Genomic DNA, 12,194 nt, shown 5'->3' on the forward strand with positions numbered 1-12,194 from the left:
TCTATCTCCGGGGGGATACCCTGGTGTCTCTGAGAACCGCGTCAATAGCAGCCTCGTTGACTGCAGACACAACAGCGGCAATCAGGAGGTTTGGTCCGCGGGAAACACGCTGTCGCTCGGGGTCGTAGATGACGATGTCTGCTTCCGCCAGGGTGGGTAGATGAGTCTGAGAGAGCGCATTGTAGACGTTCCGATAGGGCTCGCCAGTAGCATGAGACGGTGCGACGAACTGCTCCATCGCGGCTATCTCCCGCGCGAGTTCTCTCGTGGTCAACGTTATCTCCTGAGACCGATGAAGGAGCCAAACCACGTGGCGGCGTCTGGGTGCCCGCAACGCATGATGCAGATTAGATACCTTCTCTTCCTCGCTGGAAGGCATCCCTCAGTTCTCCTCAATCGATGGGATCGGAAGCCTGGACGACAGGTGTGGCGGCATACACGGGTTCACCGACCTGTCATCTTGACCTGTAACCACAAAAATCTGTGTCTAAAGGTCACTAGAACATGTCTAGAGACCGGTTTTGTGCGGGTGTTAGGGACGTACGCGGCACATTGCGATTAGATGCGGCCCCGAATCGAATGGATGACACAGGCGGACGAACGGGTGCTGGAGTTCCTTCACGAGAAGGACATCATAGCGTCGCCGTCCGTGATTGCCGCCAATATAGATTACTCGAACGAGTACATTTCTCGCCGGTGCCAGCAGCTGGCTGAGGAGGGCTTCATTCAGCGGACTGATCCATCTAACTACCAGATTACCGACCTGGGTGAAAAGTTCCTTACAGGCGAATTAGTGGAGGAAGAGGAAGATGAGGCCTGATCTATAATCTACTCCTAGCAGGACTCTGGATATCTCACCGGCCCCGGTTCTGGAGCAGTAGTGTCGTCCGATAGGGCTGGTTTCACTCGTCTACACTGCAGGCATCGGCCAGAAAGATAGAACTGAGTCTTCTTGTGATTACCTCTGCTCTCCTGACTCTCATCGGTGACATACCACTTTATTATGCCATGCGACCCATCCTCATGAACGATGTCGGCGGAGTTCGATGTGGGGGACCAGGTATCGTTCTATGGGGGACGGGGAAGTGTCGTTGAGGTCATCAGAAATGGCCACAAGACGAAGCTGAGAGTATTGACCGACGAAGGGAAACTGCAGGAGGTTTCGCCTGATCAACCCCTGTTCCGTCGGGTAGAGGATGCGGAAGCGAATGAGATGGTCGACTTCCTCGGTGGGAAAGCGACTGTCATCGGCAGAGAGGAACGAGCAGATGGGGCTGATTTGCTGTACCTTCGGACTGCCGAGGGAGATTTCAAGAAAGTCCCTGCCGATTCGAAAGGACTCCGCCCCGGTCGAACGATTGCTAATCGGCTCGCCGGTGGGGAATTCAATGACCCGACCCGGTTCAGCCTTCGTGAACGGGCCGCTCGGTTGAGCTTGGCATACGGCTCTGACCGGTTCCTCTCGCTCTCCGGGAGCCGTATTCGGATTGAGCCATACCAGGTTGACGCGGCTCATGAGGTCCTCACAGCCTACGAGCCGAGATATCTGATTGCCGATGAGGTCGGACTCGGAAAGACCATCGAGGCAGGAATCATCATCGAGGAGCTACTTGCCCGGGGGAGAGCTGAACGGATCCTGATTATAACTCCGGCGTCGCTCCGGGACCAGTGGCAGGCAGAGATGCGCGAGAAGTTCGGTCGCGAGTATGTCGCGTATGACCGGGAGCTGGTGGATTCGCTTCGAAGAACGAATCGCGCCCAGAACGTCTGGATGGCTGAAGACCAGATTGTGGTCTCGATCGATTTCGCCAAACAGGACGATATGCTGGAGTCCCTCAGACGGCTGGATGCCCCCTGGGACGTGGTCGTATTCGATGAAGCGCACCACCTGACGGCCCGTGAGGGGAGCGACGGAATCAACCGGGCGGATCGATACCGGGTCGGTGAGGCCGTAGCGGGAAGCACTGACGCGCTGCTGTTGCTGACCGGCACTCCCCACAAGGGGAAGCCCGACCAGTTCTACCACCTGCTCCGGCTTCTGGATCCCTATCGATTCAGGGGACCAGAGGATGTCCGTCCAGAGAAACTGGAGGATCTGATGATCCGGCGGACGAAGAGCGATGACAGTATGATCGACGCGGATGGCACGCCCATGTTCCCTCCTCGAGAGATACAGACGCTGGGTGTGAACCTCACGCCGGAAGAGCGACGACTCTACGACGACATAACGGAGTATATCTCGGCGGTTTACACGGCCAGTGCTGAATCAGATCGCCATGCTGCCGGGTTTACGATGGTGATCTACCAGAAACGACTGGTCTCCAGTATCCGGGCCATTCAGCAATCCCTGCAGAATCGGCTGGATGATCTGGATACGAAGATATCCGTCGACGCTGCAGTGACAGATAACCTGAATTGCGTCGACGGGACTGTGGAAACGGAGTCCGACGTGCTGGAGCAGCTGATTGATGCTGCTGGCGAAATCGGACTCGACTCGAAGGGACGCCGACTGCGGGAATTTCTCGGTGGAATTTTCGATGAGGACCCGGAGGAGAAGGTCCTCGTTTTCACCGAGTACACCGATACCCTGGAATACCTCAGGGACACGGTCCTGACGGACCTGACAATCGCCGAGATTCATGGCGGAATGGATCAGGAGACACGCCGCACGGAGATGAAGCGGTTCGAGGAAGACTGCCAGGTCATGCTTGCGACGGACGCAGCACGCGAGGGGCTGAACCTGCAGTTCGCGCACATCATGGTGAACTACGACCTGCCCTGGAACCCCATCCGTATCGACCAGCGGATGGGTCGGCTCCACCGCTATGGGCAGGACGAGAAAGTCCGGATCTACAACCTCTTCATCCGAGACACACGGGAGAGTGATATTCTCGACCTTCTCGTGACCAAGCTCCAGCAGATCGAGTCGGATACTGGAATGCATTCCGACGTACTCGGCACTGTCCTTGACGACTACGACGTGGAGGGGGCAATCATGGATGCAGTCACGGGAACGCGGAGCTCGGACGAGGTCAAGGCCGATATCGAAAGCGCCATCGATGAACGAAAAGAGGCGGTCGAGCGGATAGAGAACGAGTTCCTGATCCGGGACAAGTTCGACCAGGATTCCCTCGAAGAGATACAGGAACTGATCGACCTGAGCGAGACACGTCCGATAGGGGAAGATGACATCGAACAACTCGTCCGCCAGTTCGTCTCGGAGTTCGGCGGTGAGGTACGGAACTCTACTCCCGGTCCCGCCCCTGCAGAACATCCCCTGTATTCGATCTCGGTCCCGGAGATCCTGTCGATGAATGGGAAGGTACGTGACCAGTATAGCCGCGTCACCTTCTCCCGGGGGACGGCACTGGAACGTCCAGAGGCCGAGCTGATTTCGCTAAACCACCCGCTTGTGCAGCAAATCGTCGAGTACTGTCTCGATGGGGACTGGATCGATGGCCAGGTTGCAGCACTGGTGACGGCAGATTCCGACTCCGCTCCGGGGATTCTCGCAACGTACCGACTCGGATACGTCAGCGGCGATGGGGAGCTACCTACAGAGGATTACGTCCGGGTCTATGTCACCGCCGAAGGGGAAGTAATGGAAACACCGCCCCGGATTGCGGGGACACTTCCTCCTGCCGTCGCAACTGCACATCCACAGTCGTACGCACTCGCGGAAGAGACGGATTCTCTGCTCGACGTGACTGAATCGAGGGCCCGCGAACGGGTCGAGGAACTCGCAGAGGGTGTTCAAGAGGAACGGCAGAAGGATGTCGATATCAAGGAACGGCACGCACGCCGCTATTTCGAGCAGAAGATCCGGGAGCAGGAAGACCGGCTCAGGGAATACGAGATCGAAGAGACGGATACGGACAAGGACATGACGATCGCCATCAGGGGCGCACGGAGCAAACTGGAGGAACTCGAGGAAGAGTGGGAGGCAGAGCAGGAGCGTCTCGAGCGCGAGCGGATGGTGATTCCAGACGAACCCGAGTTGATCAACGCTGCCGTCGTCACCAGCAGGATTCCGGCTGTCTCGGAGGCAGTTATGCTCGACGGAACTGGCGATGATTTCTCTGCTGTCGCGGATGCGATGGATATCGAACAGCCCGACGAGGCGGACTCGCGACTGTCCTTCGTGGAGAGCTACGCAGCTCTCGAATCTGTCAGTGACCTCGGCTCTGCGGCGCGACTATTCCGGGCAGGCGAAGCACCGGATACATCTGGCTTCACGTATCGGCAGTTCGGTGAAGAAGAAATCGGACTCCTGGGAGACACTGATCTATCGAACGAGGATGTCGTGGACGCTGCAGACGGACTCAGGGGGCTGATAGCCGAGTTCAATCAGAGTCCATCTATTCAGCCCTGTCTTGTTCGCGGAGCCGTGGACGCCTTCTCTCAGGACGGCCAGCTGTTCGTGAACCTCGAAGCCTGGGAGCAACAGCCGCGCCGGTACTGGATTACTGTACTGGCCCGTGAGATTGCCACAATGCGTTCGCAGGGGGGCCCAGAGCAGCTTTACCAGCGGACGCTCGAAACGATACGAGAGGCAGTCTAGCTGGCTTCGAGCGCCTCCCGTATCGCGAGCCCCACGGCTTCGGCGAGAAGCGGTGGAACAGCATTTCCGACCTGTCGGTACGCGGCAGTTCGACTGACGGGGAACACGAAACGGTCAGGGAACGACTGGAGCCGCGCGGCCTCTCGAACGGTGAACGACCGAGCCTCGTGGGGATGGATGTGCATGTGGCCATCCTTGTGGATATGCGCGGGTATCGTCGATGAGGGACGGTCCGCCTGTTGCTTTGTGTAGTTGTCAGCGAACACGTCCTCCCGATAGGGCTGGAGCTCGTCCTGCAGGTCGCCGATACGCCACCCGGTCCCGGCTCCAAGGAGCGAGTAGATCGACAAGTCAGTGAGATTGTGGAACCGGGCTTCGTGATTGTGGAGCACCGGTCGCTCGCCGTCGTCCGTCGCCGCAGCCGGTGCGTCCTCACGGGCCCAGAGCTGATACTCTGTCACGGGTGGGAGTTCGTAGCGATCGGTCGCGGCGGGCGGGTGCGGATCGTCGGCCCGGGTCCCGGCAGGGGAAAGTGGCGGCAGGTCAGAGATCGCCTCGGCGACGGTGACCCAGGGCTCACGCGACCGGGGCTTCGAACTCGCGTTCTCCTCTGGGTCATCAACCCACCTGTCCAGTGTCTCCTGTGGCTGTTCGTGCTCCGGATTCGAAGTGAGGCGGGCCTCTCGTTCTTCCTCCGTAGCTGGCTCACGATGGGAGCGCCATTCCTCGATTTTCGGTGGCCGTCTGCCGTTCTTCGTCCCGATTATCAGCAGACGCTTTCGGTGCTGTGGAACGCCGTAATCTGCGGCATCTACTACCCGCGGTCTGACCCTGTAACCCAGGCTACTGAACTGTCCACAGATATGCTCGAGAACAGACTCGCCAGCTTCGTTGGTAGCCGAGGACATCCCCTCGACGTTCTCCATGAGAAATGCGGATGGCTCGTATTTATCAACGGCGTCCCGGAGCCGCTCCCAGAGCTGTGTTCGACTGTCGGTGGTGGCATCACGGCCCTCCAGCGAGTTCAGTTTCGAGCGTCCGACCACAGAAAACGGAGGGCAGGGTGGGCCGCCCGCCACCAGGTCGATTCCGGTCTCGAACTCGGGGAGCGTATAACCCGAGAGGTCCGCCGTCGTGCAGTCGACATCAGGGTGATTCTCCCGATACGTTTCCACCGCTGCTTCGTCGTTATCTACTGCCCACTCGACCTCGAACCCGGCCCATTCGAGTCCGGTAGAGAGACCCCCAGCTCCGCAGAACAGATCGATCGCAGAGAGCGAATCAGCCGCCATACCGGTACTGCTGGCGCCAGCAGTCAAGAAGTTTGAGAACTGCGGTCAGTCGTCAGTGCTCGCGACGGCTGCCTCCGTGGCTTCCGTTTCGAGCCCCGGAGCATCAGTGAGGTACTCACCGAGGATCGAGGCGATCCGTTCCCCGAGCAGAGGGGGGACTGCGTTGCCGATCTGGCGGAACTGACTGGTGAACGGGCCAAGGAAGACGTACGAATCAGGGAACGACTGGAGACGGGCAGCCTCACGGGGAGTTATTCCGCGACTCCGGCTGCTATCCTGTTTCGACTCATCAGGTCGGGCGTACTCGTAGTAGTCGGGAAGGATGAAGCTGTTCCCATCCTTGGCCAGATGCGCAACGATGGTCGGTGAGGGCTGATCCCAGTGGAGCATCCGGTACTTGTCCTTGAATGCCGGGTTCTCCTCTGTCCCGACGTTGTACTCGATGAGATGGCCGTAATCCGTTCTGTACTTCACGTCCCAGCCGGTATCTCCTGGTTCCATCACCTCGCTGAACAGCTTCCGGTCTTTCTCCATCGGGTGTTCGCGAGCCCGGTGGTTGTACGTCAGCCGCGTCCCGCCAGCCAGCTCGTTGTCTCGAACGTAATCACTGGCCCGGCCAGGAGCCCGTCCAGCCACGACACCGCCCCCCTCTCCTCTCCGCAGTCGAGGGAGATTAGAAAGGGCCTGCTGGATCGTTGTCTCTGGCGTTTCCGCCGGGGACATGTCATCGAAGAACCCCTCCACATGTCCTTCGGGGTCGGGGACGGCATCCTCGCGCGTGCCGAACAGCACTACACGGTCGCGGTATTGCGGTATTCCGAACGTCGAACAGTCGAGGAGCTGGTGGTCGGTAGTATACCCCATCTCGGACAGTGCTGCCTCGACATCGTCGATGACACGCCGCTCGCTGTCTCCCAGCGAACTCAGAATCCCCTCGACGTTCTCCATGATGATGTACCGTGGTTCGAGCGTTTCGAGTAGAGAGACGTAGTGCTGGTAGAGCCGGGTCCGTGGGTCCTCCAGTACGCTGTACGAATCGTCGTCTGCCAGTCGCGACCGATAGCCGGCGACGGAGAGGGCCTGGCATGGGGGGCCACCAACGACGACATCGACCTCCGGAGCGAGGTCCTCAATCTGTCCCGGGTCTTCTGCAATGTTGCCGATGTCTTCGCACCGGATCTGTCGGTGGGGGATCTCGGGGTGGTTGAGCCGATACGTATCCGTCGCGTCCTGTTCCTGGTCGATCGCGAGGGCCACGTCGAATTCGGGCGCACCGACTCCTCGCGTGAACCCATGTGAGAGGCCTCCAGCTCCACAGAACAGATCGACGACGGTCAGGGTCTCCTCATTCCCACTCGCTGCCTGTTCGTGGATACGGTGAGAGAGCGTGAACTGTCGCAGTTCGCAGTCGGCAGTCGAGTGGTCGCCGGAGCAGTAGTGTGCGTGGGCGGCAAGCGCTCGATGGAGGGGCGGAATCTGTCGATCAGTGAGCTCCTCCTCGAGCTCGTGATGCCGACCGCTCCCGGATACATCAGCCGGGTCGAGTAGCCCGAGCTCGGCGAGGAGTCCATCGACGCCATCGGCCGCGGGCCAGACGGGCTTGTCGAACGCAGTCAGAAGTAGCCACCATGCCTCCGGATCATCTACCCCGGGCAGCCCAGCGAGCATCTCGTGCAGATACTCGTAGGAGACCGAGGGGAGGTCAGTGAGCGTCGTGCCCTCTGTGTAGCGGTGCTCGTCGATAGCCGCGAGCGCTTCCTGTAGCCGGCTCACGGCCGTATCATCCAGCACACGCCCCCCCTGCGATTCGCGGGCCGCGCGCTGGAGCCGATCACGCCCGGCAGACGCGATATCGCTCCAGGAACCAACCCGCTCCCGAAGGGCACCAATCAGGTTCCGTTCGTCCCGTGCGAAGTAGTGTTCGACGACCGAGTCGCTGTTCGAGATCACGACAGCTGCGACGGCGTCGAGCGGGTCGTCGCTGCCGTGGAGTGGGTCACCACAGGCGCAGGCCGCCCCATCCCGGTCTTCCGATGGTGTCCAGATGCGCTCGTAACAGCACGGGTAGGAACCGTCGTCCTTGCTCCGAGAGCGGGCGAGCATGACCGGTGTCGAGTCGGGACAGGCGCACGGAACACTCCACTGTCGCTGTTGCTGTTCTGCGGCAAGCGTGTCTGTCAGGAATCTAATGTGACGTAGCAGGAACTCGCGGTGTTCCGTTCGCTCGCTGTCTGGGCAGTCGGCTACCGCCGGTAGCCGGCCACCTGGTTCTTGACAGCCGTGGTCACTCATGACATCCTCCGTACAGGATGCGACCCTCCCTCGCGGCCGGCACAGCACCTTCAGGCGACGGAGTCATGACGACCATCTACACCCTGTTGATAACTGGCTAGAATAAAACATTTATGCCACATCTGCTGCCCCGCAAGGGGGATAGTGATATTGCCGTGCGGTACCTGCTAGATCCCAGAGGTGTCAGTTCGGGATGCCAGATGATACCGGGAGCGTCGATCTTCCCTTCGGCCGGACCACGGCGACTGCGGCTGAGCTCGCCCAGCAGGCGGACCAGAAAACCGCCTGCTCACTGCTCGCGGAGAACGGCACCCCCGACCCCACGAGACGGCTTTCGCTGTTCTTCCAGCAGGTACCTGAACTGCTCCAGTGGCTGGAGGCAAACGGGCGCCACTTCCCCTGGCGGAACACAACCGATCCGTGGAGGGTCTACCTCTCCGAAATCCTGCTCCAGCGGACCCGTGCAGAGGCGGTCAATGAGCTGTATGGATCGTTCTTCGAGCAGTTTCCCCACCCGGAAGCGCTCCATCAGGCTTCTGACGAGGAGATTCATAGCCTTATCCAGACCCTGGGGTTCGGGAATCAGCGGACGAGGACGCTGAACGAGGTTGCCGAACTCGTCGTCACTGAACACGGCGGAGAGGTTCCCCAGTCACTCGAGGAGCTCCAGCGACCATGGCGGGTGGGTCCATACTCCGCCCGGGCGACGATGCTCTTCGCGTACGGGGAACCGCTCGCCCTGGTCGACACTAACTTCGCCCGGGTCACCGAGCGTGTGTTCGGCTACGAGATGCCCACGCAGCCACACAAGAGCGACGAGGTCTACCAGCTACTGGATGCTCTCGTCCCCGCCGAGCCCGCCCTGTGTCGGAGCGTCAATCTGGCACTGCTGGATCTGGCTGATGCGATCTGTACGCCATCGGAACCCCGGTGTGATGTCTGTCCGCTCGCCGAAGGCTGCCTGTACGCTTCTCCCGGTGAGTAGTTGCCAGCCGGGCATCTCGGCGGGCCATTACATCCCGATAACGACCGCGGCGTTGACCAGTTCGGGTTCCTCCGGAACGACGACCTCCTCCTCTTCCAGACGCGAGAGCTCCGCTTCCCGCTCGCTACGGAGATCAGCAAGCTTCCGTTCGGTCTGGTTAACTAGGACCTGCACGTCCTCTTCGGGGTCGCTCGCACGCTGCCTGTATCGCTCGAGTCGTTCCTCCTGCTCCTCGATCCGGCTCTCGAAGTAGCGCCGTGCATGCTTGCGCTTGATCTCGATCTCGCGAGAGCGCTCCGACTGGGCCTCCTCTGCGAGCTCGTTGACGCGCTCCCAGGCCTCTGTCTCTGCAACCTCGATGAGGTCGTCTGCTACCTCTGAAACGGTTGCAACCTCCTCGAATCCGGGTGCATCACCGGGCGGAATCCCTCCAACGATTTCCGGATTCTCGGTTATTGTTCCATCTGGCTGCACGTAGATCTGGGCGAGCCGTTCGGTGACCGTATCGCCACGCCCCGACTGGTATCCAAGCCGGTAGTTGCAGAGCAGTCCCGGAGTCGGTGTCTCCTCCGACCCGACCCTCACAGCCGTCTGGCCGCCGACTGCGTCAGCTCTGAGACAGAACTCGACGATGTTCTGGACCAGTGGGTGGTCGAGGGCGAGGAACGTCAGCTCGTCGTCCTCCTGTGCGAGGTCCCGAGAGAAGGTCGCCCGATCGTACCTGCTCTCGACCTCGCCGCCGTCGATGACATCCGGTACGATCAGCTGGAACACGTCGCCGCCCTCGCGTGCTGGTCCCGGATGTGTTCCCCTGATCTCGCCATCGAAGAGGTCGAAGAAGCTCCGGACGAGTGTCTCGATATCTGTCTCGCTAACCTGCTCGGTGCGGGATTCCTCGATTACATCGAGGATTTCGCGGTCCTCCGCACTGAGGTCGAACCGGTCGCGGATCAGGAAGTCCTCCTCTATTCGCCTGATTGCATCCTCGTGTTCCTCGACGGTCTCGTCGACCATCTCGGCGAACTGCTCGACGGACTGGTCCTTCGCGATGGCCGTCATGATCTGGTTCTCGAGGTCGAACTCGTCGAGTACCATCCCCAGCACGTCAGAGCTCATCCCCAGCGTCGACTCGATCTCCTCGACCTTCTCCATCAGCACCTCGAGAATGTCGCTCTCGCGGGTGTCGCTGACGAACAGGTTCCGTATCTCGACGGTGTGTTCCTGTCCATAGCGGTGGAGTCGGCCGATCCGCTGGTCGATACGGATGGGGTTCCAGGGCAGGTCGTAGTTCACCATGATGTGCGCGAACTGCAGGTTCAGCCCCTCGCGTGCTGCGTCCGTCGCAAGCATGATGTTCGCCTCGTCACGGAACTTCTCGAGTTCGCGCCGGCGCTGGTCCTGGCTCAGATCGCCGTATATCTGCGCGACATCGTGATTGCTGAAGACCCGCTCCCGCAGGTACTCGAGGGTGTCTGTGTACTCGGTGAAGATGAGCACCTTCTCGTCGGGGTCCTCCCCCAGCACGCCGTCGACGAACTCGCGGAGCCGCTCCGCCTTCGAGTCGGTCTGGATGCTCTTCGCCTGGTTGTATAGGTCCCGGACGATGTCCAGCTCCTGTTCGATGGCTCCGCCGCCCTGCCCCAGCGTCACTTCGCCGAGCTCCTCCTCGACGCGCTCGCGCTGTGCGTCCGTGAGCATCTCGGGGTCCGTACGGTACTGGTCCAAGAGACTCTTCACGAGACTCGAGAGGTCGTCCGGGTCCTTCCCGCCGCTCTTGAGCGTCTCGAGTCGCTTCTTCAGCGACTTCCGGATGGCGTAGATGCTGGAGACCAGTCGTTTCTGGTAGATCGCCATCGCGAACCCGACGGCGTTGTTGTCCTCCCGCTCGGCGAGGTTATAGTGCTCGCTGATGTAGTCCGTGACGTTGTCGTAGAGGGCGCGCTCCTCGTCAGTGAAACTCACGGGGAGCGTCTCGATGTTCTTCTCGGGGAACATGCGCGAGCCGTCGGGCTCGTACATGTCCTCCTTCAACCGTCGGATCATCAGGTCATCGAGCGCGTCGGGGGTGATGTCGTGCTCGTCCCGGAACCGGTAGGGGGCGAGCAGGTCCATCATGAAGTAGAACTGGTCTGCCTTCCCCTTGTGTGGCGTCCCCGTCAGGAACAGCAGCCCCTCGGAGTTTCGTGCAACTGCCTTGCCGACCCGGTACCGTTCGGTCGTCTCCTTCGTGTTGTTTCCTTTCCGTCGGGCGGTCAGGTGGTGGGACTCGTCGAACACCGCGATGTCCCACTCCTGCTCGAGGTTCTGGAGGGCTGCAAGCAGGTCGTCTTGCTTGGCGAAGTCGATGGAGGTGATGATGCGGTCGTCGTGGGTCCAGACGTTCTCGTTCGGGTGGGCCTTCCGTTTCGCCTCGACGTAGCCACGGTCGTAGATCTGGTAGTCGCGGTCGAACTTGTCGCGCATCTCCTCCTGCCACTGGACCGTCAGTGGTGCCGGCGTGACGATGAGCACACGGTCGGCACGCCCGCGAGCGATGAGTTCCTCGATGACGATGGCGGCCTCGATGGTCTTCCCGAGCCCTACCTCGTCGCCGATGAGATAGCGATGGTCGAGCGAGTTGAGAACCTCGTAGGCGGCCTGGACCTGGTAGGGCTCGATGTCGATACGGCTGCCCGTGAGCGCGACGAAGCGATCCTGCCGGTGGGCGAGCCCGAGCTCGGCGGCCTTCAGCCGGAGGTCGAACCGTTCGGGGCTATCGAACTCGCCCTTGCCGAGGAGGTCCACTCCGGTATCGAGCTTCTCGATGTTCATCGAGCTCGGGCGCTTCTCGAGTCCGTCCTCGGTATGGATGTGGAGCAGACATGGGCCCGTCTCCCGGTGGTCTATTTTGGAAATCTCACCCTGTCCCCCGGCGAACGAGACCATATCGCTGACCTCGAACCCGCAATCGCAGTCGGTCACTGTCTGATGTCGAAGGCGTCGCTATCCTATTACCTTTTCTGGGCTTCAGAGAGGATATTTCAGTTCAGCAGTGGAGGGAAAAGATTAGTGACCAGAATCGTAT

At 60.4% G+C, this 12,194-nt stretch carries 7 protein-coding genes; 3 read left to right on the forward strand and 4 right to left on the reverse strand.

The genetic code is table 11. From position 1 onward, the window contains the following. Position 1: 1 nt before the first annotated feature. Positions 2–379, reverse strand: a complete 378-nt coding sequence (locus tag NL115_RS20780) for a DUF7344 domain-containing protein (protein WP_434084010.1) — start codon at positions 377–379, stop codon at positions 2–4. Between the two features lie 183 nt (positions 380–562). Between NL115_RS20780 and NL115_RS09005 the strand changes: the two genes are divergently transcribed. Further along, positions 563–820 carry a MarR family transcriptional regulator gene (locus NL115_RS09005; protein WP_254832848.1) on the forward strand — a complete coding sequence of 86 codons (258 nt, stop codon included), beginning with the start codon at positions 563–565 and terminating at the stop codon, positions 818–820. A gap of 210 nt (positions 821–1,030) precedes the next feature. Further along, the gene (locus NL115_RS09010; protein ID WP_254832849.1) at positions 1,031–4,561 is read left to right on the forward strand and encodes a helicase-related protein; all 3,531 of its coding nucleotides are present in this window, start codon (positions 1,031–1,033) and stop codon (positions 4,559–4,561) included. On the opposite strand, the gene NL115_RS09015 is transcribed toward NL115_RS09010, so the two are convergent. Together NL115_RS09015 and NL115_RS09020 are read right to left on the reverse strand one after the other, a co-directional pair. Continuing rightward, on the reverse strand, positions 4,558–5,853 hold the full coding sequence (locus NL115_RS09015; RefSeq protein ID WP_254832850.1) for a DNA cytosine methyltransferase: 1,296 nt from the start codon (positions 5,851–5,853) through the stop codon (positions 4,558–4,560). The two genes, NL115_RS09010 and NL115_RS09015, sit on opposite strands and share 4 nt — an antisense overlap. 45 nt (positions 5,854–5,898) lie before the next feature. Next, a complete protein-coding gene (locus NL115_RS09020; protein WP_254832851.1) occupies positions 5,899–8,145 on the reverse strand; it encodes a DNA cytosine methyltransferase in 2,247 nt (748 codons plus the stop codon). A gap of 193 nt (positions 8,146–8,338) precedes the next feature. Here NL115_RS09020 and NL115_RS09025 point away from each other — a divergent pair, with 193 nt between their 5' ends. Further along, positions 8,339–9,130, forward strand: a complete 792-nt coding sequence (locus NL115_RS09025; protein ID WP_254832852.1) for an HhH-GPD family protein — start codon at positions 8,339–8,341, stop codon at positions 9,128–9,130. Positions 9,131–9,157: 27 nt separating this feature from the next. Here the strand turns inward: NL115_RS09025 and NL115_RS09030 are convergent, their stop codons facing one another. Then, on the reverse strand, positions 9,158–12,091 hold the full coding sequence (locus tag NL115_RS09030) for a helicase-related protein (protein ID WP_254832853.1): 2,934 nt from the start codon (positions 12,089–12,091) through the stop codon (positions 9,158–9,160). Positions 12,092–12,194: the final 103 nt, after the last annotated feature.

Source organism: Haloglomus salinum (genome assembly GCF_024298825.1).
Taxonomy (GTDB): domain Archaea; phylum Halobacteriota; class Halobacteria; order Halobacteriales; family Haloarculaceae; genus Haloglomus; species Haloglomus salinum.

What these genes read in the sequence shown, in the direction of transcription:
- NL115_RS09005 (WP_254832848.1), top strand. Translation starts at nt 563, where the DNA reads ATGCGGCCCCGAATCGAATGGATGACACAGGCGGACGAACGGGTGCTG.
- NL115_RS09015 (WP_254832850.1), bottom strand. Translation starts at nt 5,853, where the DNA reads ATGGCGGCTGATTCGCTCTCTGCGATCGATCTGTTCTGCGGAGCTGGG.
- NL115_RS09010 (WP_254832849.1), top strand. Translation starts at nt 1,031, where the DNA reads ATGTCGGCGGAGTTCGATGTGGGGGACCAGGTATCGTTCTATGGGGGA.
- NL115_RS09020 (WP_254832851.1), bottom strand. Translation starts at nt 8,145, where the DNA reads ATGAGTGACCACGGCTGTCAAGAACCAGGTGGCCGGCTACCGGCGGTA.
- NL115_RS20780 (WP_434084010.1), bottom strand. Translation starts at nt 379, where the DNA reads ATGCCTTCCAGCGAGGAAGAGAAGGTATCTAATCTGCATCATGCGTTG.
- NL115_RS09025 (WP_254832852.1), top strand. Translation starts at nt 8,339, where the DNA reads ATGCCAGATGATACCGGGAGCGTCGATCTTCCCTTCGGCCGGACCACG.